19 protein-coding genes and 1 tRNA gene are annotated in these 21364 nt (G+C 56.0%); 6 read left to right on the top strand and 14 right to left on the bottom strand.

What is annotated here, in order from left to right; genetic code table 11:
- Positions 1-64: 64 nt before the first annotated feature.
- From FEM03_RS01535 to FEM03_RS01520, 4 genes are all read right to left on the bottom strand, one after another.
- A complete protein-coding gene (locus tag FEM03_RS01535; RefSeq protein ID WP_138084403.1) occupies positions 65-1171 on the bottom strand; it encodes a YihY/virulence factor BrkB family protein in 1107 nt (368 codons plus the stop codon).
- Between the two features lie 80 nt (positions 1172-1251).
- Positions 1252-3336 (bottom strand): transglycosylase domain-containing protein, encoded by a 2085-nt coding sequence (locus FEM03_RS01530; protein ID WP_138084402.1) that lies wholly within the window; start codon positions 3334-3336, stop codon positions 1252-1254.
- A gap of 48 nt (positions 3337-3384) precedes the next feature.
- Positions 3385-5733: a penicillin-binding transpeptidase domain-containing protein gene (locus tag FEM03_RS01525; RefSeq protein WP_240772643.1), complete on the bottom strand. Its 2349-nt coding sequence runs from the start codon at positions 5731-5733 to the stop codon at positions 3385-3387.
- Positions 5734-6374: 641 nt separating this feature from the next.
- Positions 6375-7028 carry a hydrolase gene (locus FEM03_RS01520; protein WP_138084400.1) on the bottom strand — a complete coding sequence of 218 codons (654 nt, stop codon included), beginning with the start codon at positions 7026-7028 and terminating at the stop codon, positions 6375-6377.
- 176 nt (positions 7029-7204) lie between these two features.
- On the opposite strand from FEM03_RS01520, the gene FEM03_RS01515 reads away from it, so the two are divergent.
- The gene (locus tag FEM03_RS01515) at positions 7205-8098 is read left to right on the top strand and encodes a LysR family transcriptional regulator (protein WP_138084399.1); all 894 of its coding nucleotides are present in this window, start codon (positions 7205-7207) and stop codon (positions 8096-8098) included.
- A gap of 91 nt (positions 8099-8189) precedes the next feature.
- Here FEM03_RS01515 and FEM03_RS01510 read toward each other — a convergent pair whose 3' ends face one another.
- Complete coding sequence (locus FEM03_RS01510; protein WP_240772637.1) at positions 8190-9311, bottom strand: AraC family transcriptional regulator; 1122 nt, start codon at positions 9309-9311, stop codon at positions 8190-8192.
- Between FEM03_RS01510 and FEM03_RS01505 the strand changes: the two genes are divergently transcribed.
- From FEM03_RS01505 to FEM03_RS01495, 3 genes are all read left to right on the top strand, one after another.
- Positions 9294-10076 (top strand): SDR family oxidoreductase, encoded by a 783-nt coding sequence (locus FEM03_RS01505; RefSeq protein WP_138084495.1) that lies wholly within the window; start codon positions 9294-9296, stop codon positions 10074-10076. The genes FEM03_RS01510 and FEM03_RS01505 overlap by 18 nt on opposite strands.
- A gap of 45 nt (positions 10077-10121) precedes the next feature.
- A complete protein-coding gene (locus FEM03_RS01500) occupies positions 10122-10508 on the top strand; it encodes a VOC family protein (protein ID WP_138084398.1) in 387 nt (128 codons plus the stop codon).
- Between the two features lie 179 nt (positions 10509-10687).
- Positions 10688-10999, top strand: a complete 312-nt coding sequence (locus tag FEM03_RS01495; RefSeq protein WP_343162101.1) for a DUF1330 domain-containing protein — start codon at positions 10688-10690, stop codon at positions 10997-10999.
- A 145-nt stretch (positions 11000-11144) separates the two neighbouring features.
- Here FEM03_RS01495 and FEM03_RS01490 read toward each other — a convergent pair whose 3' ends face one another.
- The 7 genes from FEM03_RS01490 to FEM03_RS24650 form a co-directional block, all read right to left on the bottom strand.
- Positions 11145-11882 carry a thioredoxin-like domain-containing protein gene (locus tag FEM03_RS01490; protein ID WP_138084397.1) on the bottom strand — a complete coding sequence of 246 codons (738 nt, stop codon included), beginning with the start codon at positions 11880-11882 and terminating at the stop codon, positions 11145-11147.
- A gap of 193 nt (positions 11883-12075) precedes the next feature.
- Entirely contained in the window at positions 12076-12522 is a 447-nt protein-coding gene (locus FEM03_RS01485) for a hypothetical protein (RefSeq protein WP_138084396.1), read from the bottom strand.
- A gap of 45 nt (positions 12523-12567) precedes the next feature.
- Positions 12568-13146 carry a hypothetical protein gene (locus FEM03_RS01480; protein ID WP_206170790.1) on the bottom strand — a complete coding sequence of 193 codons (579 nt, stop codon included), beginning with the start codon at positions 13144-13146 and terminating at the stop codon, positions 12568-12570.
- 433 nt (positions 13147-13579) lie between these two features.
- Positions 13580-13654 (bottom strand) — tRNA-Cys (locus FEM03_RS01475).
- A 73-nt stretch (positions 13655-13727) separates the two neighbouring features.
- Positions 13728-14483, bottom strand: a complete 756-nt coding sequence (locus tag FEM03_RS01470; RefSeq protein ID WP_138084394.1) for a hypothetical protein — start codon at positions 14481-14483, stop codon at positions 13728-13730.
- 86 nt (positions 14484-14569) lie between these two features.
- Complete coding sequence (locus FEM03_RS01465; RefSeq protein WP_138084393.1) at positions 14570-15856, bottom strand: PQQ-binding-like beta-propeller repeat protein; 1287 nt, start codon at positions 15854-15856, stop codon at positions 14570-14572.
- A 348-nt stretch (positions 15857-16204) separates the two neighbouring features.
- A complete protein-coding gene (locus FEM03_RS24650; protein ID WP_138084392.1) occupies positions 16205-17362 on the bottom strand; it encodes a hypothetical protein in 1158 nt (385 codons plus the stop codon).
- 216 nt (positions 17363-17578) lie between these two features.
- Here FEM03_RS24650 and FEM03_RS01455 point away from each other — a divergent pair, with 216 nt between their 5' ends.
- Positions 17579-18556 carry an SDR family NAD(P)-dependent oxidoreductase gene (locus tag FEM03_RS01455; protein ID WP_138084391.1) on the top strand — a complete coding sequence of 326 codons (978 nt, stop codon included), beginning with the start codon at positions 17579-17581 and terminating at the stop codon, positions 18554-18556.
- A gap of 48 nt (positions 18557-18604) precedes the next feature.
- Here the strand turns inward: FEM03_RS01455 and FEM03_RS01450 are convergent, their stop codons facing one another.
- Positions 18605-19093 (bottom strand): Uma2 family endonuclease, encoded by a 489-nt coding sequence (locus FEM03_RS01450; protein WP_138084390.1) that lies wholly within the window; start codon positions 19091-19093, stop codon positions 18605-18607.
- A gap of 121 nt (positions 19094-19214) precedes the next feature.
- Between FEM03_RS01450 and FEM03_RS01445 the strand changes: the two genes are divergently transcribed.
- Positions 19215-20381, top strand: a complete 1167-nt coding sequence (locus tag FEM03_RS01445) for a M20 family metallopeptidase (protein ID WP_138084389.1) — start codon at positions 19215-19217, stop codon at positions 20379-20381.
- 58 nt (positions 20382-20439) lie between these two features.
- On the opposite strand, the gene folP is transcribed toward FEM03_RS01445, so the two are convergent.
- Positions 20440-21312: a dihydropteroate synthase gene (gene folP / locus FEM03_RS01440; RefSeq protein WP_240772635.1), complete on the bottom strand. Its 873-nt coding sequence runs from the start codon at positions 21310-21312 to the stop codon at positions 20440-20442.
- Positions 21313-21364: the final 52 nt, after the last annotated feature.

The following is a 21364-nucleotide window of genomic DNA, read 5'->3' as shown; positions in this document are numbered from 1 at the left end:
ACCGTTCTGGGACCAGTTTACCAATCGCTTGCCTACCGACCGGGATTTGGCGGTGCCGTCGCTGCTAACGACGATTGATTAGCTGTCGAAGTTCCAACGTCACTCCCACAAGAAAACTCACGCCTACCGCGACTTTGAATGCCGGCGAGCACACGGGGCCATCCCTCCTTCTGCTGGGAACCGGTCTAGGGACAAGCTCACTTGAGGGAGGTGCAATCGGCAGTTCATGCGCCCCCGATTCGATGCGTTTGGCATTTCCTTCGGCAGCCAGTGTTTCAGGCGTGGCCAGTTCAGCATTCTTTCCGGGCTCCACGGCCCCCTCCGTTGAAAGGGAATAGACCCGGGTAAACTCTGCTCCGAACAACAGGATGCATGACGCATAATAAAGCCAGAGAAGCAGCAACACCACCGATGCGGCGGCTCCATAACTTGAAGCCGTGCTTTCCCTGCCAAGATAAAAGCTCAAACCAAACTTCCCTATCTCAAAGAGAACTGCCGTCAGCAGCGCCCCGATCCACACATTGCGCCATTGGATTTTGGCATCGGGTAAAATCTTGAAGATCAGCGCAAACAGGGCCGTCACCATCGCCATGGAAATGATGAATGCCGCCACCGCCCATATCTCACCCGGCAGTCCCAAAATGCTGCCCAAATATTTATTAAGAGCGGCAATGGCAGTGCTGAGAACCAACGATACGAGCAGAAAAAACCCTATCACCAGCACCATCCCAAAATTGATCACCCGATCCTTAAGCAGGCCGACCACCCCGGCTCCATCTTTGGTTTGCACCCCCCAGATTGTGTTCAGTGCGTCTTTCAATTGCACGAAGAACGCCGACGAACCCAGCACGAGAGCGCCTGTGCCGGTGATGGTCGCCAACCAACCTTGCGACGGCTTTGACGCATTCTGAACCAGGGATTGCACTGCCTCCGCAGCGCGTTCGCCAAGCACCGATTTCAGTTGTCCCTCAAGTTGACCCTGCACTGCCTCCACCCCCAACACCAGGCCCGCAACACCGACGGCAATCACTAACAGAGGTGCGATGGAAAACACGGAGTAATAAGACAACGCCGCCGCCAAGCGCAAAGCCTTCGCTTCGTTCCACTTGGTGAACGTGACCGTGAACAGTTGCACGACCCGATTCTCGGTGATGGAGGTTTTCAAACTCACAACTAAAGGTTCGGTCGATTACCTCCAGTCGGTTGTGTTGTCCGGGCTTTAATGAGGTGGTCAAATATAGGCGGTGCCTATCACGGTGCCGTCGGACGAGGCTGGTAGGGATCTTCACCCATCAACACCGGCGATTGCGGCGCGACCAATTTTGCAGCTCCCGCCTCCGCCAGTGAAGTCGCTTTGATCATAGGAATCACCTCTCGTCCACTTGACCCATCGGCGAAAGACGGCAGCCCCTGATTCGCAATGGCTGGAGTCGACAGCCATCCTTCAGGTCGTCCCTGAGTTGCCGCAGCCATCACCTCCGCCCACAATGGCAGCGCCACCCGTTTGGCCCAAACGCCCTTGCCCATGCTGCGGGTCTCGTCGTAACCAATCCACACCGCACAGGTGATGTTTTTATCAAAGCCGATGAACCAGGCATCGGATGATCCGTAGGCGGTGCCACCCCAGCCTGCCAGTCCCCCGTTATCAATTCGGTGTGCTCGCAAAACCTCCAGTTTTTCAGGATCTTTCATGGCAGAAACCAGCACGTTCCTCACCTGCTCCGCAGCGGATGGATTGAATACTCGGTGCCGGCCAGTCTCTTCCGCCCGCATCTCCCGGACCCCATGATAGGAATGAGTCTGGGTGACCAGCGAATGATTGGTTGAAAGCACGCCATCATTGGCCACTGCGGCGAAAGCCCGGGCAACATCAATGAGGCGCAACGCACCGCTGCCAAGCACCACGGACGAATATTCGGAGAGAGGGGTCTCAAACCCACAGCGCAACAAGATCTCCCTTGTGCGCTCAAGTCCAATGTCCTGCGCGACTCTCACCGCCGCCCCGGTTTTCCCTTTGGCGAGACTGTGTAACACCGGGACAAATCCTTCATGCACGGGTTGGTCCGTCTCACCACCCCATTCACCCAAGACCCCACGCTCACCACCGATCATCGCCCGCCGATTGTCCAGTGGAGCATCAAGCACCAACATGGAGTCCAACTCAGGTTTCACCGTCAACATGGCGGCGTAACTAAGCGGAAGAAATGCCGTGCCCACGGGTCGATGCCCCAGCAACGCGCGATCAAAAGGGCTGGTCTTAAAATCCCTGCCTCCACAAGTGGCGACAATGGCTCCGGTTTTGTTGTCGATCACCACCACAGCCGCTTGAAGAGCCGACTTGCCGGGTTCAGCATCGGTGAGTTCCTTTTCGATGCGAGTAACATAGGTGGATACCTTGTTGTCCAATTGACTTTGAAGGCGCGCATCCACACTTAGCGAAACTTTTTTCCAAGGTCCCGTCTCTCCCTCTTTCTTGAGGTTTTCGAGATGACGCTCCGCCGCCGCCAGGAGATAATCCGGACGCTCCACTCTTGATTCTTCCGGCACCACGCGCACCGGCTGTTTTATGGCCCTTTCAATCCGCTTACTTTCCGTCGGATGGAGAACCAGCATGCGTTGCAAGGTGAGGTTTCGTGCACGTTTTGCCGCCTCCATGTTCTTAAACGGGGAGAACGACACCGGAGCTTTGATAATGCCCACCAGCAGCGCCCCCTCTTCAAGAGTCAGGTCGCCAATTTCTTTGCCAAAGTAACCTCTGGCTCCCGATCCGATGCCGTAGAATCCATTGCCCAAATAAATCTGGTTGAGATAATATTCAAGGATGTCACTCTTGCTGTAGTTCTGTTCGATCCGACAGGCGACAAAAGTCTCCAGTAACTTCCGGCGGAAGGTCCGGCCCTTTAGGTTGAACGCCTGCCTGGCAAGTTGTTGGGTAATGGTGCTGCCTCCCTGCCGAATGGACATTCGGCTGACATTCCTTACCATGGCACGACTGATCCCTTGGTAGTCAAATCCTCCGTGTTGATAGAATCTCGCATCTTCCGTCGCGATAAGTGCATCGATAACATCTTTCGGCACTTGGTTCAGCGTGACGAATCTTCGATTGTCGGCAAACAAGATGCCCACAGGCTCCCCATGCCGATCCTCGACATGCGTGCCTTCCTTGACCTTGTCGAGCTCCGTGAGATCCACTTCAGCCGCCGCGAGACTAAAAGTCCGCCAGATCCACAAACCCGCGACCAATCCGGCTACGAAAAGAGTCAACGCAGAGATCAACAGCGTTTTCAGCCAATGACGCCTCAATATTTTCCATGAAGCTTTCAATGTTTTGGACATAAGCGGATGTTAGTTGGTATGGTAACTGGCTAATCCAGACTTGGCGACTTACTCGCCATCATCATCGCCATTTCCGAAAAACAAAAAGCCTCTGCGCTTGGTTTTGGCTGGAGCAGGAGCTTCCGGTGGTTCCATTGCTGGCGGTGTATCAATGACTGGAAGCGCTTTGGGTGGCTCCCTACTTCCAGAAGAAGGCGGAGGGGATTCAACCGCGATGGCGACTGGGGCTTCAACGATGGGTGGCTGGGGCTCAACGGCTTCCGCTTTGGGGACCACCACCACATCCGCTTGGTCGGGTGTCTTGCGCCGCACCTCAATTTCGACTGGCAATGCAGCCACACTTCGCGTATCCGGGGGTGGTTCAGGGTTCTGGCCTGGGAAAACCATTACCTTTTTGACCACAGGCTTGTTGTCAGAGATCGTCTCAACTGGTGATTGATTTGACCCTATTTCTCCAGAACTTGGTGCCGAAACCTCGCTCAACTTTAAAACGGGGGCAGGTGCGGGTGCTGCCATCACCGGTGACGAGGACAAGATGCTTGCATCAGGAGATGCGCTCAGACTTGCAGGTTGAACCGTCGGCACTCCCACCTGACCAGCAAGAACCGGAATCATCGCTGGGTCGTTGATGAGCGGATCGTCTTGAAACGGGGCTTCGATTTTTTCGATTTTTATGCCGTGATCACTAGGCGACGCCGCGATGTCAGCCAGGACCTTCGCCATCACCGGCGCAGCGGTCTGACCTCCGGAAATCGTCTCTCCCGATTTGCCTTCAAGCGCCACCACAAAAGCGATGGGAGGGGTGCTGTGCATCACAAATCCGCCGAACCACACCACGTTGGCTTTTTTGCCCTGGTTCGACCATTGGGCGGTTCCCGTCTTCCCATAGATGGGCAGGTCTTTCTGCCGGGCTTTGGTCGCCGTTCCCTGCTGATGATTCACCACGCCATACATTCCCTTGCGGATGGATTCCAGGTCTTCTGGAGAAGCATCTAATACGCCCATCGCTTTGACGGTGGTGATCGAAACGATGTCCCTATTCTGACTTTGAACCTGCGACACCAGTCGTGGATGTGGCCGACCGCCATCGTTCGCCAAAGCCGCCATGGCGACAGCCACCTGAAGCGGACACACCAGAACGTCGCCCTGCCCAATGGAAAAATTGGCGAGTGCCTGCCGGTTGGAGATTTTTGAGGGAAGCGTGCCGCCCGCAAGATTCGGCAAAGGAAACGTCGGACGACTTCCAAATCCAAATTGGCGTGCCACATCCGCAATCGGTTTCGCCCCGCTCGCAATCGCCGCCTGATAGAAATAGGTATTGCAGGATCGGACCATGGCCGCACGCAGATCAAACATCCCGTAGTCACTGTCTGACCAGTTGCCAAACTTCCGGCCATCAATCTCCAGTTCCGGCCCGCAGAGAATGCGTGTGTCGGCTGGCACTGCACCAGCCCTCAAAATTCCCAATGCCACAAAGGGCTTGAAAACCGAACCCGGTGGATAAAGCGAAGCAACGGCGCGATGATGAAGAGGTTGCGATGGTTGCGAAGTGAACTGGTCGAACTCATCCTGCATCATTCCTGAAGCAAAGATCGCCGGATTAAACGTGGGGGCCGATGCCATCGCCAGCACATCTCCATTTGAGGCATTCACGATGACCAATGCACCAGCGCGCTTTGATTCCAACAGCGCCTTTTCTGCACTCTTCTGCGTCGGCAAACCCAGCGTGGTGACCACATCGTTGCCTGGTTGAGGAGCAAGGATGACCTTCTCCTCCCAAAGCAACGTCTTATGGTCGAAACTCATCATCAGCAATCCCGGTTGCCCCGCCAGTTCTTTGTCCAACTCCTTTTCAAGCCCCTCCCTGCCTTCCACAGGACGCCAAAGCGGCTCGCCATGATGCAAAGGTCCGTTCGCGACGGGGCCTGCCGGAGCCACGTATCCAACCACATGTGCTGCCGCTTCGGCATTCGGATAATCACGCTGATACTCCGCCCTCCAGCTGAGACAGCTGAGCGGAGCAACTTCCGAACCCGCAGCCGCATCCATTGCTTTGGTTGAGCTGATCGCGATGGGAAGCAAACGGCGATGTTGGAAGTGCTCCGTCAAAAATTCATCCGTCGGCCGGACTGCGTCGGGATGGCGATTCAAAACCTCAGGCCACTGAGCCTTCACCCATTCGCAGAACAACTCAGGAGTTTCGTTGTTCAGCGGAGGCACCTGAAGCATTAACCTCCGAACCGTCGTATTCCGCGCCAACGCCACCCCTCGAGCATCAAGAATCTGCCCACGGGGTGCTGGCAGTGAGAAATACAAAGGGGTCGATTGATCACTCGAAGTTGTCGACGCCGGCAGAGCCGTCTCGCCCCTGGCCAGAGGGCAAAAGCTCACGCCCATCGCCATGCAGAGGACTGCCGCAAATTTCCATTTTCTTCTTACAGAATCGCTGCATCTAAAAACCCGCAAGCCGCCGGAAGTCTGAGCGGATATTTTGCGGATGATCAAAGGGAAAAACATCTTGGTTTTTGTGAAGGCGTCACATAGTTCGGCATGGATTCGCAACTACTCGACATTCTGGACGTCTTCCAGTAGCCTGGCCTTATGGTCTACCGCTTTGATGTTGAGGCGGAAACGTTACGGAAACATTTGTTGGAGGATTTTTGGAGGGTGGGCATGAGGCATTCGGCCAGATGAAAGGCTCCTGGGATTGAGTGGGCAAAGCCTGGTATGCCTTGCGGCGAAAGAGCTGGAGCGTGAGCGTCTGGACGGCAGGTTTTTTGGACCTGATCACCAGCGAATAAGTCGGGTGATTTTCGACTAGATTAATGCCAGTCCATTGCACTCAACTGGCATGTCTACTCTCGATGTTAGTGGGATTGATTCGCATGCGCCCTCGCTGGTGAACAAGGGAGCGAATTTGTCATATGAAGTTTGCCCGCGTCCTGTTCGCTGAACACGACGCGGGCAGGGCTCGCCTTCATCAACTTAGGATGACTGGTTCTCCCGAGGTCGGTTGGCAGTCACTTGGGCCCTTTAATTTATTTCGTTGCCGCTTGGGCGCTCGCGAGCAGCTGCATTTCCCAGGCAAAAGCGACCCCACTACCACCGCCATGCTCGAGGAGGACATTGGAGAGCCCGGCGGCAGTTTCCTCGCGCGCCCAATCACGCTGCCATTCAGCCGCGACGGCCATCCACGTGACCGGCACCGCACCGGCCTGGACCATGCGGCGCACGGCCATGTCGTGGGACTCCGCGCTGACGCCCCCCGAAGCGTCGGTGACAATGAAGACGTCGTATCCTTCGCCGAGGGCCTGGATCGCCGGCATCGCGAGGCAGATCTCCGTCCAGAGCGCGGCGAGAATGAGCTGCTTGCGACCGCTCTTCTTCACGAGATCGGTGACCTTCGGATCCTCCCATGTGTTGATGAAGGTGCGGTCGATCGGCTTTTGATCGGGGAAGACATCCTGAAGACCCTTGATGAGATAACCGCCGCGTTCTTCGATCACGGTGGTTAGGATGGTGGGGACCTCGAAAACCTTCGCAGCTTTAGCCAGGGCAACGACGTTGTTGATGATCATTGTGGGCTCGTGGCTGTTCAGGTTGGTGAACTGGTAGGGCTGATGGTCGATCAGCACAAGGATGCTGTCTTCGGGTCGGAGAAGGGCTTTAAGGCCGGTCTTGTTGTTATTCATAGTCGTGTTTCCTTTCGGGTGAACTGGTTGTGATTTCGGATGCCGCCGGAGTGTGGAATACTCGCACTCGTTGGACGTTCCGGAGGCACAGGTTGAGAATAGGGCTGCGGCGGGAATCCGCCCAATGCCTTGTTTCTTGGCTCGCTCATCCTTTTAGGTTGAGCTACTTTTTGCTCATGGAACTCCGTCACCTGCGCTATTTTGTCGCTGTCGCTGCTCACGGATCATTCAATCGTGCGGCGGAAATTCTGCATCTCACCCAGCCACCGCTCAGCAGGCAGGTGAGGGACCTCGAAGAAGAACTGGGAGTGACCCTTCTGGTGCGTGGATCCAACTCGGTGAAGCTCACGGAAGCGGGTGAGTTGTTTTATGAAGAAGCACGCGAAGTGCTCGGTCGGGCCGACGATGCGGTTCGCCGGCTGCGTGGGGAAACGGGAAAAGAGATTTTGCGTGTGGGCTACCCCTCTTCCATCACCACTGGCATCATCTCCGCCGTGCTGGCGAAATTCCAGGCAGCCGTGCCGCGCGTTCGGATCGAGCTGTCTGATCTTTCATCGCGGGAGATCAATGAAATGGCTGGCGAGGGACGGCTCGACCTCGTGATCAGTCCTGGAATTTCCGTCGCGAAGGGGATTCCGGGATTTCAATTGACGGAGCTACTGCGCTTGCAGCCTGTGCTGGTGCTGCCGGCGAGGCACCCGTTGGCGAAGCTAAAGCGAATTCCCGTCGCGCGACTGCATCGTTTGCCGCTGGTTGGCCTGGCGAAGGACAACTATCCGGAATATGTAACAAGCGCACGTGAGCTGCTTAAACCGTTTGGGATCTCGCCGCGATTCGTTTCACTGGTGAACGACAGCTTTTCCACTCTCTTCGTGGAACTGGAAGCTCAGAATGCCGCAGCCATTCTTGTCGAGGGAATCATCGGTATCCTGCCGCAGACACTGATCGTTAAGCCATTTGCGCCGAAGCTGCCCAGTTTCCCGGTTGTGATTGGTCTTCCTGCCTTGCGCCCCAAGCCCCATGCCGAGATGTTCGCCCGTTTGCTGATTGAAGAGGCGCGAAGTTGCTAGCACATGGGGAACCTCCATGGCAGTCAGAATAACAAGCGTTCAACTTCGCGGCAACGGAGAGGGACTGCTCCCTAAATTGAAATCAACGTGGTTACACTTCAGCAAGGTCCCGGTTGGAAGCGCGATATTTTCCCGGGGAAACTCCCATGATACGGCGAAAGGCCTTGCCGAAGGAACTCTCTGATTCATATCCCGTCGCCAGGGCAATTTCCGCAAGCTTGATGGGCGGGTTCGCCCTCATCATGTTTCCAGCTTTCACCATCCGCCATTGAGTGAGATGGTCCAGCGGAGTTTCCCCGACCAGCTTGCGGAACCGCTCCGCAAAGGCAGAGCGGGACATGGAAACGTTTCGCGCCAGTTCGTCCAATGTCCATGGTCGCCCGGGTTCCGCGTGCATCAGTTGGATGGCTTCGCCAATCTGCGGATCGTTGAGCGCATGCAACCAGCTAGGTTTATTCGTGGGGGATGAAGAGCCGATGCGCGATCTCATCGCTTGCACAAAAAGCACCTCCGCAAGACGATCCACAATGGCGGTTCCTCCCGGCAGATTCTGAGCCACTTCTGAAGCAATGAATTGCAACGTCGATTGAAACCAGGGGGTGGTGTGGTTTCCAGATCCTTGAAGATGAACAATCGGAGGAAGGTGTTTGACCAGGATGTCGCTTTCGGGTGAGGCCAACGAAAAACATCCCGCGACGATGGAAGTGGATGGTCCCTGGCCTCCATCGAAGGTGATCAATCGTGTGCGGTGAAATTCTTCTTGTGAGGCGACCTCCAGCATGGAGCGCACCGATAGCTCCGGGCTGCTGCGAAGGGTGTATTGTTTGGGGGTGGGCAGGAACACAAAATCGCCTCCTACAAGAGACACCAGCGGTGAATCATCGACGCTGAGAAAACAAGACCCTCGCGTCACGATGATGCAGACCCCGTTGTCCGCTGGAAACCAGAATCCAAAGGGAGCAGTGAATTCCAGGCGACCGTATAAAGAACCCTTGGTCCGCATGAGGGACATCATGTGCGCGAGAACATCCATATAGAAACAGCCTAGCCCAAAAAGTTCCAAAAGCCAACCCAATCTGGACGTTTGGACCATAAGTATGGACTTGGAACCATTGAAAGTCCGGTTTTTTCGCCTTATGATCATTTCAGAAACAACGATGATCTTATGACGAAAGCCACTGACACTTCCGCACCCATCCACTTCGATCTTCAACTCAACGGGCGTAGAGCGCTGGTGACCGGGGGAACCAAAGGCGTCGGTGCCGCAGTGGTGAAGGCACTGCATGATGCGGGCGTCCGCGTCGTTACCACGGCACGTGAAGTCCCACAGAAGCGGATTCCCGACGTTCATTACATTGCGGCTGATGTCGCCACCGCTAAGGGCTGCACCACGGTCGCTGAGGAGGTGTTTCAACACCTTGGGGGGGTTGATATGGTCATCAATGTCGTTGGCGGATCAACCGCTCCGGGCGGCGGCTTTGCCAAGCTTGATGATGATGTCTGGCAGCGTGAACTTGATTTGAACCTGATGAGCGCGGTTCGCATCGACAGGGCACTGCTTCCGAGCATGATTGAACAAGGTTCCGGCGTCACTGTTCATGTGACTTCCATTCAGCGCGAGCTCCCGTTGCCTGAATCCACGACCGCCTATGCAGCGGCCAAGGCGGCGCTTTCGACTTACAGCAAAAGCCTTTCGAAAGAGGTCACTCCGAAGGGCGTCCGTGTGGTTCGCGTGTCACCAGGATGGGTGGAAACCGAAGCCGCCGTCGCACTGGCCGAACGTCTCGCCGAGAGTGCGGGCACCGATTACCAAGGCGGCAAACAGATCGTGATGAACGCACTCGGCGGCATTCCTTTAGGAAGGCCGACGAAGCCAGCGGAGGTCGCCGACCTTATTGCATTCTTGGTGTCGCCCCGCGCGGGCGCCATCACCGGGACGGAGTTCGTCATCGACGGCGGCACCATTCCGACGGTCTAGTCGCAGAGGCAAAAATCTCATTCAAACTACAAACCTGCATCACTTATGATCGACCATATCATCATCACTGTAAGCGAACTCAGCAAGAGCAAGGAATTCTACCAAAAAGCGCTCGCTCCGTTGGGTTACTCGGCCACACCGGAATACACGTCTTCAAGCACTAAAGCGAAAGGCGTCGGATTTGGGGTGGAAGGACAAGGACACGATTTTTTTATCCAAGAAGATCAGGCCAATATTGCCCCGTATCATATTGCATTCCGCGTTCCCACCAGAGAGCAGGTGGAAAGCTTTTATATGGCTGCCATCGCGACAGGCGGAAAAGATAACGGTGAACCTGAGCTGACCCCCGAACATGGTCCCGACTATTACTCTGCTTACGTTTTTGATCCAGATGGCTACAACATTGAAGTCGTCTGCTGGGAGCCCGCTTAATAACATCCAAAATTCACGAATCTCTTTAACCCAATAACCTTACTCCAATGAAACATCCACTCCTTGTAATCGCCAGCGTGCTCGCCGCCATGTCCTTGACCGCCGGAGATACCTCCGAAAAGGAGGCCTCCACAAAAGCTCTCAAAACGGAATCAGCAGCAGAACAACCAGAGCAAAAGGTGCAAGCCAAGAAACCGGCCTACGTCATTTTCACGCGTGAGAAAACCCTCGACCAGGCCGAATTGGAAACTTACTGGAAAATGGTGGGTGCCTCGCTTGAGGGGCACCCCATGAAAGTTCTTTCGGGATATGGACCTCATGAAGTGCTCGAAGGTGACAAAACGGAAGGCGTCGTGATTGCCGAATTTCCGAGCATGGAAGCCGCCAAGGCGTGGTATGACAGCCCTGCCTACCGGGCAGCCCGGGAGCACCGGTTCAAAGGCGCCGTCTATCGCGGGATTCTTGTTGAAGCCACCCCAGCTCCTCAGTGAGTCTCTGGAGGCGAGAGACAGATGGTTGGCTCCTGCTGAGGTGCGCAGCGGCCACTATCTTCGTCCCTCAGATTCGCCAGGGGAAGGGGTGAGTGTGGAAACGGGAAACAAAAAACGGGAAACCGAATTTGGTCTCAAACTTCGATCAGGACCCAACTTTATCGGCGAGGTCACGCATGACCTTGGTGGGGCCTACATAGTTTGAGCCTTCGTAGCTGTGGGAGAGGACCTTGCCTTCGCGATCCACCAACACCAGGCAAGGGATGCCTTTCCCGGCGTAAGCTTGAACTTCCTTCAGGCGCTCGACGTGGCGGAAGGCGATGGCAGGCCATGGCATGGTGCTCTCCTTCATGTATTCCTCCATGGATTTTTCGCTGTCATCGCGACTGACCATGACGACTTCAAACTTGCTCTTTTTTTGGGCATGTTGATTGTAGAATTCGACCAGTTTGGGCGTGAAAGTGCGGCAGGGAGGGCACCATGAAGCAGTGAAATAGAAGGCGTAATATTCCGGCTCGGCGCTCATTTCATATTTTCCCACACGCCGACCATCGACTGCGACAAGCTTGCTCTTCAATTGAGTTCCAAGCGCGGAGAATTCCTCGCTTGATGTGCCCGGAACCGCCGCGGTTGGTGTGGTGGCCGCAAGACGAACCGCTTCAGTGCGAGCGAATTCCTGGTCCTCAGCACTGAGCTGGCTTAGGGCAACATCGTAGGTCTGCCCATTGGCGAGTTTGAGCACAGCAACTTCATTGCCCGCCGCACCTTTGACGGTGACCAATTCTGCCTGGATCTTGACACCGGCCTGATTGGTCCATTCACGGGCCTGTAACGACAGAGATCCCAGACCGAATAGAAGTAGCAGAAGATAGGTGGTTTTCATGCAGTGGTGCGGCTGAAATGTCGTTTAGTTGGTATTGCTGATTGCAGTATACCTCACCTTGCAACGGGAAGGCAGGGGAAAATCTATCGCCTATTTCTCGTTTGTTCGATGGGTTTTAATGATGGTGGATCTTAGGGACAACATGGCGAATCATTCCGCACTCAGGTGAAAGTCCCGGATATGCTCGAAAGAATCACTCGGCACGTCCGAGGCGATTGCCTGAGTTGTCTGGCTCTTGCGAGTTGGGATGATCGATGATTAACAGACCTCCACAATTTCCGCACCGACCGGTCGCAATTGCTACAGGAATAAGAATTTTGTCAGTTAAGGGTTTTGCGCAGTGCGGACATTGGAGATTGCAGGATTTCGTCGCCTTCTTGTGATTCCACAGAAGAAAAAACATATTCCCAAAAAGATACGAAAAAAGAACAACTACTCCAACTGCAGCGAGCCAATTCGGCATTTTTTCATCACGTTCTAACCAGCGGATTAAAAAGAAGTTACCAAATAAAAAGGAAAAAAGAAGGACCATAGAAGTCCCGCCCACACGCCCAATTCTTCTAGAATAAACATCTCTACGAGCGATCAACTCGGTCAAAGAAATAGGCCAGTCTGCTTTACTTTGATCAGGGAATGACATTCAATGTAAACTGTTTTCAAGGTTAGGATCTGCTGACGGAAGCGATTAGCCGTCCTTCCTCGTCGCAAGGAGAGTTCCTTTCCGAGCAAAGTGGTTTGCGTAGTAATTGATATAATTGTTTCTGGTCTGGCAACACGTGATTCTTTTGATCTCGATATCCGATGGCTGATCCTTCCACTTCGCTGCGCCGTTAAAGAAGCGAACAGTGGCAATCTGATCATCCGCAAACATGAGCGTCCCTATTAGGAATTCAGGATCTTCTGCTAGTTCATCTTCCAGAATCACTATTTCGTTTCTTGGTAGAGAAAGCAAATAGGCGTCGTAAGAAGAAATTGGCTGTTTCCGTGAAAAGTCGATTTTCTCAAAATCGCCTTCTTCGAGGAGCAGTTGCTTCTGAAATTGATCGGTCTCTGTGCTCTCCATGTCAGTGATGTCTTCGATGCGGAGCAACAACCTTCCATCCACGCGAAAGTCATAGACATATTGGAGGAGAATAAGACTTTCAGAAAAATCAACGATGAATCCCTGAAGCTTTCGATCATCGCATTCGTCGCGTCGAATCGAGACCAATGCTCGATCGTTACGGAAGACCTTCAAGTTTTGTGAGTTCGCTTTCATTTTCACGTCCACAGAATCAGTCGAGAATCAACCCGGGGTTGGGGAATATCAACACAGCAAAATATTTGGCGATCATTTTAGGTCCGTCGCGTTCTGCAGTGGCTCGAAAGGTGTGGCTCGAAGTAAATTCGTGTTAATGCAGATCGTTGTCTGTAGCGACTGGTGAGCTCAGTGGTTTTCGTGCTCGTGTCGTAAAGTGTATGCCCCAACAGACGATGGCAGCGGCTATCAGCGCGTCGCCAGTCAACTTCCCGAGAACACGATTTCAAGGGCAAGCCATCAAAAACTATCGCAGCGGCTACAGAACTTGATTACTATCTAAACATATAGACACAAACACGGTGTGCGTGGGGTGCTGAAGCTTCGTCGAATGAAGGTGGTAGTGCTGAACCTGTTGTCACCCAGCTCAAAAATCGCCGTAACTCGTTGATTTTCAGTGTGGAGGCGAGGGCGGGAATTGAACCCGCGCATACCGGTTTTGCAGACCAGCGCATTACCACTTTGCTACCTCGCCATTTTTTGAGAGCGGGAAAGGTAACCGGGGTTGAGGGTCTGTCAAATGGGGTTTGTGTTGAGTCCGAGTTGGCTCAGTAAAGAATGATGGGTGTTGGCAGGAGTTTGACACCATCTTCGCCCAGGGGGTTGCCCATGGTTTCGGCGATCTCGGTGACGACGTTGTCCTTGAAAGCGACGGAGAGACGACCGACTTCGACTTTCACATAAATGGTGGTCTGGACAAGGTTGCCGAGTCGGTCGCGGCCGGTGGTGATTTGGGGGACCCTCTCAAAAATGCTGTATTCAAGGGATTCTTCGCGACCGTTGGCGGTGATTTTGGAGCTCTTGCGGCTGGGATTGCCGAGGGAGGCTTTCACTTCTTCGACCGTCATGCCGATGGCGACCTGATTTTCGGCAATGAGGGCATCGACTTCCTTCTTGCGCTCATAGAAGGCTTTGAGTTTTTCGGGGAGTTTGGGATCGGCGGATTTGACGTGATCCATGCGCATCCATCCGGCCACATCGCCGTGTCGGGCACGTCCGCGGACCCGGTAGCCAGTGTCGCTCATGGCCACGAGTTGAACGACCGTGCCCGGTGCCATGGCACCGAGGACGCGTTGCATGTCGACCTGATAATAAATAGGGGATTCGGCGCTGACGGTGAGGCGGACGGCCTTGGGCAGGATGTCTTCGACATACATGGCTCCGGGTTCGGTGTTGGAGCCGAGTCGGGAGCGCTCACGCTCGAACTGGGCTTGGGCCAGAGGCGCGAAGATCGATAACGTCAGCGTGAGCGTCAGCAGGGTCACGATGGCGGGGGACGGGAGGAGAAGGGGCGCGCTTTTCATGACGGGTAGTCGGTGGTCGATGGTGGATTGAGGTTACCAAGGTTGGTTTGAAGTTCCAAGCACGAAAGCCCCGCCGGTCGAATCAGTCAGTCCCATAACTGCCATGCGGAGATTTCGGTATCGCTGCGGGCATAGATGCGGTTGCTGGTGAAGGCGGGGTGTGCCCAGGTTTTGCCAATGATTTGATGGCGGGAGAATTCGACATATTCATCCGAATTTAGCTTGGCGAAAAATAATTCGCCGTTGGCATTGAGTCCGGCGGCAATGTTGCGGGGCTGGCTGGCCCAGACAAGGCTGATTTGGGGGTTGCGGTCCTTGGGCGTGAAGTGGTGGTCGTCTTTCCAGAGGATCTCGCCGGTGGCGAGTTCGAAAGCGAGGAGGCCTTCGCTGCGGTCGAGGAGGTAGACAATGCCGTCTTTGTAGAGAGGCTGACTCATGAGACCGCGATGGGTTTTCTCCTGGCTCCATTCGAGGACGGGGGTGGTGGTGGGATCGGTGCCGAGCCGGAGGGTGCGGGTGCCGTGCCAGTATCCGCTGACGAGAAGAAGTCCGTCTTGGAAAAGTGGTTGGGCGATGGAGACGCCGTATTGGATGTCGTAGGGGAAACGCCAGTTTTCTTTGCCGGTGTCGGGGTGGAGGCTGAGGACATGTTGGGGGCTCCACTGGATGAGTTGGGGTTCAGAATGGCCTTCGAGTTGGATGACGAGAGGGGTCGAATATCCGGCGGGATCATTGCCGGACCGCCAGCGTTCGGTGCCGGTCGCCGAATCGAGGGCGAGAAGGGTGCCGCCGGGTTGGGCGGCGATGTGGAGGATAACGGTGTCTTTCCAGATGAAGGGAGAGGCGGCGAATCCCCAGCGTGGGGGCTCGGCGTTGAAGGTTTTTCGGGTGTCGATGCTCCAGACGATTTTGCCGGTGGTGGCGTCGAGGCAATGGGTGTGGCCGAGGGCACCGAGGGTGTAGGCTTTACCGTCGTGAATGGTGACGCTGGCGCGGGGGCCGCTTCCGTATTCAAGGTTGTCGTAGGTGACGGGGTAGGTGTGTTGCCAGAGGAGGCGACCGGTGGGGACATCAAAACAGTGGATGCGTTCGACTTCGGTCGGGTTCTTGACGCGATCCATCACGTAAACACATTCGTCACTGATGGTGATGCCGCCGTAACCGGCACCAAGAGGGGTGGACCACAGCTTCTTTGGGGTGATCAGGGTGAGATCGTCTGGGAGTGAGGGGCTGTTCCACGTTCCGTCGCCTGCGGGACCGCGAAAACGTGGCCATTCGGAATCAGGATCGGCTGACTGGCCGGAGACCGTGAGGCATGGGAGCAGCAGAACCAAATAGAGAAGCAGGAGCGGGGCGAGGTGTCTCATCGGCATGACTCCAAATACGGAGATGGCAGGCGAATTTTCACAATGGAGTGGGCGGATGTTTCGTGGATCGGGAGAGGGTGAAATGCGGGTCGAGTGCAAGGGCGCAATCTCCAAGCACGCGAGGGCGTGTGCGCTCCCCTTCCAAACCAATGAAAAAGGCGCTGTTGAAGCAGCGCCTTTAACAAAAATTTGATCGAATCAGTCAGCGAATTCGCGATGAACCCGGGATCAACCGGCCTGATTTTTGGTCAGGATGTTAATGGCGAGAACGGCGATCGAAAGGAGGAAGAGAATCCAGGCAAGAGGCATGATATTTGAGAGAGGGAGAGAGTGTTTCGATGATTCGTTGTTCGATTATTCGAATTTGCGGGTGATGTCTTCGAGAGCCTTGTTGAAGCTGGAGACATAGGTGCCATCGCCAGCAGGTTGTTCCCATTTGGGGAGGATCGGTGGCGGAACTTTAAGGGCGCTGACTTCGCCAGGGTTGCCGTAGAAGAATTTGTCAGAGCCGAACATGCTCAATACCATGATGGCGACACCGAGAACGGTGCAGACCACGGCAAGAGGCATAAGGCCGGCTTCAGGATCTTTCTCTTCGTAAAGAGGGGCATTTTCCTCTGAGGGTGGCAATGGGCGTTTGATGGGCACGTTGGCCTGCGCCATCGGTTTGGGTGCACCCGCAGCAGCGGCGGCACCGGGGCCCTTGTTAAGCTGAACAGTGGCTTTGGGAAGTTGTGAGGTGGCTCCACCGGGTTTGGCGACGGGAGCAGCACCCGGTGCGCCGGGGCGGGCAACGGGGCCTTTGGCGAGCGGCACGGTAGCGGCACCGGCCTCCATTTTGGCACCTGGAGGTGGCATGGCGGCGGGAGGTGCACCGGGAGGACGTGGCGCGGCGGTCGGAGCCACGGGAGCGCCGGGAGCTTTGGCCATCGGAATCGTTGGAGCGAGCGGCCCTGGAGGAGCACCGGGAGGACGCGGGGCACCTGGAGGTGGTGGAGCCCCGCCAGCGGGACGAGGAGCCATTGGGGCTGGAGGTGCACCGGGAGGGCGGGGCGCGCCCATGGAAGGTGCGGGCGGGGCACCAGGAGGACGCGGAGCGCCGCCCGGAGCAGGAGCAGGAGGACGGGGGGAGCCGACGGGCATCACCGGAGCAGTAGCTGGGGAGAGCTTGACGACCGCCGTTGCACGCGAGGCAGGAGGAAGGCTGACCGGCGCGGTTTGCATCACGGCCACAGGGGCAGTGGCAGGGCGGGCAGCAGGAGGAGGAAGCGGCGAACTTGGGAGCTGGATCGATGCCGTGGCCTTGTTGGCGGGAGCCGGAAGCTGCACGGGAGCGGTCTGTTGCAACGAAACTGGAGCGGTCGCGGTTTGCGGCACTGTCGGTTGCTTCTGGGTAAGGCCGGCACCGGGACGGGCACGCAGGGTGATGCGGACGGTTTCCTTTTTGAGGGGAACAGAACCGGTTTTGGTGCTGAGTGGCTGGACCGGCTGGGTATGGTTGGGATCGCTCATGACAAAAAATAAGATTTGCTCGGCTGCGCACCGGCAATTTTTTAAAAGATTAGCGGTTTGGCGCTCAGAACGTCAATAGGATTCTGTAAGGGCGCTTAAATTCCTGAGTGGCGGGTGAAGGCGCAGGTTGAAGCGTTTTTTGGCTGACGCTCGACGACTTTCCCTTGCCAGTGGGGTCGGGCGACTTTAGGTGGGTGGCCCTTTCCTCCTCATAATATGAATGTTTTGGTCACCGGCGGCGCCGGATTCATTGGTTCCCACACCGTCGAACGGTTGCTGTCTGAAGGCGCCCGCGTGGTGGTGCTGGACAATTTTAATGATTATTACGATCCGGCAATCAAACGCGAGAATTTGCGAGCGGTGAGGGATCAGGTGACGGTGATTGAGGGGGATTTGCGTGATCCCTCCGTGGTGGAGCAGGCGTTCACGGCGCTGGAGGGTGGACTGGATGCGGTGATTCACCTGGCCGCTCGGGCAGGGGTGCGTCCGAGCATTGAGCAGCCAGAACTGTATATTGATACCAACATCAAGGGAACGTTTTATTTGTTGGAGGCGTGCAAGCGCCATGGGGTGAAGCGGTTTGTTTTTGCGAGCAGCAGTTCGGTTTACGGGGTGAACAAGAAGGTGCCGTTTGCGGAGGAGGATCCCATTTTGCAGACGATCTCGCCCTATGCGATGACCAAGATGGCGGGCGAGCAGATGTGTTCGAATTACTCGGCGCTGGTTGGCATTCACACGGTGTGCCTGCGATTTTTCACGGTGTATGGTCCGAGACAGCGGCCTGATTTGGCGATTTCAAAGTTCACACGGTTGATCCACGAGGACCAGCCGATCGACCGTTACGGCAAGGGCGACACCGCGCGTGATTACACGTTCATCAGCGACATTGTGGATGGGATATTGGGTGCGCTGGCTTATTCAGCCGATGAAGCGGCGCCAAAGTGCAGCATTTTTAACTTGGGTGGATCGCAGACGGTGAAGCTGAATGAGTTGATTGAGGTGATCGAGAACTCACTGGGCAAAAAGGCGGAGATCAATGAGATGCCGGAACAGCCCGGTGATGTGCCTTTGACCAGTGCTGATGTGAGCAAGGCGGCGAAGTTGCTGAACTTCAAGCCGACGACGCACATCGATAGCGGCATTCCTCGGTTTGTGGAGTGGTGGCTGAACATGCGCTCGAAGGGATTGCGGTAGACTGTCCGCTTGAGCTTCGAGGCGAACTAAATCTTCGCGGGCAGGGGATCAGTCCAACACGACCTTGACGGGAAATAGCGGGCAAAGCACGGATTGCGGAATGGGCGCGACAGATGCGGAGTGGTAAAACTCCATGTTGCCATCTTCATCACACAACCAGGTTTCTTTGGCACCCGCAGAGAAATACAGCTGCATCTTGCTGAGCATCTCCTCTTTGGTGTTGGAACTTGAAATGATCTCAACACAAATCTCTGGTGCAATGGGCAGGCTGATGGCCTTGCGATGGGGCTCGTAACGTTCGCGAGAAATCCAGGCGACATCGGCGACGCGGATGCCGTCGGTGGTTTTGATGGCGCATTCGGCGACCGCTCTGCCGCCTTGCATCAGCTGTTTGAGAAGGTGGCCAATCTCGATCTCAAAACCACCATGCCAGAACGACGCGGGACTCATCATGATTTTGCCAAAACGATTGGTTTCGATTTTGTAAGGAAGATTTTGCAACACCGGATCGGCGCAAATTTCAGCCCAAGTCACCATGCGGGCAGAATAGCGTCCATTGTTTCGGCAGGCAAGTCGTTCCGGGCACAGCACCCGATTCTGACAAATCGACCGAATCTCGCAGTTGCTGCCAGACTATAAATGGGGAAGGTGCTGCGCCATGCTTTCGCTGCCCCAATCTGTCACCGAACTGTTGCAAGCGCTGGTGCGCATTCCGTCGGTGAATCCGGATGGAGATCCCGGGACGGAATTCATCGGGGAAAAGGCCTGTGCAGAGTATGTTGGAGAGTTTCTGAAGGCGTCGGGGGCAGCGGTGGTGCTGGAGGAGATTTTGCCGGATCGGCCGAATGTGATCGGACGGTATCCAACCAACGCTTCCAGCGATGGAGCGGCGAAAAAGAAGATCGTTTTTGCGCCGCACACGGACACGGTGGGCGTGGTGGGGATGATCGTCGAGCCGTTTGGCGGGGAACTACGCGATGGCAAGGTTTGGGGGCGCGGGGCGTCGGACACGAAAGGGCCGATGGCGGCAATGTTGTGGGCTTTGCACGAGTTGCATTCAACAGGTGAACTGGCAGCGCTGCCGGTGGAGGTGCATTTTGCGGGGTTCATGTCGGAGGAGACGGCACAGCATGGGTCGCGTCATTTTGCGGAAAAGCATGGGGCGGAGTATGCATTCGGGATCATTGGAGAGCCGACCGGATTGGAGACGGTTTTTAAACACAAGGGGTGTCTTTGGGCGGACATTGAGACGTTTGGAGTGGCGGTGCATGGATCGCGTCCGGAGCTGGGGGAAAACGCGATTTTGCGGATGGCGCGGTTGATCAAGGCGCTGGATGGAGAGTTTCGTGGTCAGCTGGCGGAGGCGGGCGGTGAGGATGCGTGGCTGGGGAAAACAACGCTGAGTTTGGGGATGATTCGCGGCGGTTCGAGGCCCAACATCACGGCGGATCATTGTGTGTTGACGGTGGATATCCGCTTTACGCCGGATTTGCATCGTCAAGGCGGGCCGCTGGCGTTGTTGGAGGCGTTTGTGGCGGCGCATGATGAGACGGCCAGGGTGACGCCGCGGATGAAACCGCAGCCGTGTTTGGACACGCCGGAGGAAGATGTTTTTGTGCAGAAGCTCGTGGCGGCGGGGGCGCCATTGGGGGGGGCGCCGTGGGTTTGTGATGCGGCGTTTTTGGCGCAGGGCGGAGTGCCGAGCGTGGCGATTGGACCGGGGACGATTGCCCAGGCTCACACGATTGATGAGCACATTTCAGTGGCGGATCTGGAGGATGGCGTGCGATTTTTCAAAGCGTGGCTGAGGTCGTTGGCGGAGTAGTAGCCGACGTGAGGAGGCTCTATGGTTTTTGGTGGGGGGCGAACGCGGGGCGAAGGAATTAGAGCCTCCTTACATCGGCTGCTACGGGATCCATCAATGGAGTGAGGATTTTCAGGGATTGCACGACGGCGGGGACATTGTGAACGCGGAAGATGTGGGCTCCTCGTCGGACGCCAGTAGCAATGCAGGCGAGGGTGCCGGCGTCGCGTTCGTTCGGATCGGGGAGGTTGAGGACATTCCCGATGACGGTTTTGCGCGAAACGGGCAGCAGGATGGGGCGATTGAAGCGATGGAGTTTTTCGAGGTCGCGGTAAATAGTGAGGTTGTCGTCGCGCTGTTTGGCGAAGTCGATGCCAGGATCGAGGATGATCTGGTTGGGGTTGAGTCCGGCGGCGATGGCGAGCTGAATTTTTTCTTCGAAGAAGCGGTCGAGTTCCGCCATGATGTCGGGCCAGCCGACATGGGTGTGGGCGACTTTGGGTTGCCCGACGCTGTGCATGATGAGCAGGGCGGCCCCGTGTTGGGCGCAGAGTTCGGCATTGCGGGCATCGGGCAGGGCGGAGATGTCGTTGAGGATGTCGCCGCCGTGGGGAAGGATTTGTTCGACGACTTCGGAGCGCCAGGTGTTGATGGAAAGCAGGGGTGGCGAAGCCGGTAAGTCAGCGATGAGATCGGGCCATTGATCGATGAAACTGCGCAGGCGGCGGACCTCTTCTTCAATGGAAATGGGGCCGCGGTTGGTGCGGGCGCTTTCGGCACCGATGTCGATGATGTCGGCACCGTCGATGAGTTGCTGACGCGCTTGGGCGAGGGCGGTGGTGGGATCAAGCGAGCCGTCGTTACAAAAGGAGTCGTCGTTGATGTTGATGATGCCCATCACCAACGGCTGGCGGGGGAAGGTAAGCTGGTGATGACGGGCTTGCAGGAGCATGGGTGATCGCGAAGCATCACCATTTGCGCTGGAGTTGGGGTGAACGCAAGGG

It is taken from the genome of Phragmitibacter flavus, from assembly GCF_005780165.1.
Taxonomy (GTDB): Bacteria; Verrucomicrobiota; Verrucomicrobiia; order Verrucomicrobiales; family Verrucomicrobiaceae; genus Phragmitibacter; species Phragmitibacter flavus.
This window is presented reverse-complemented; position numbering and strand designations above follow the sequence as displayed.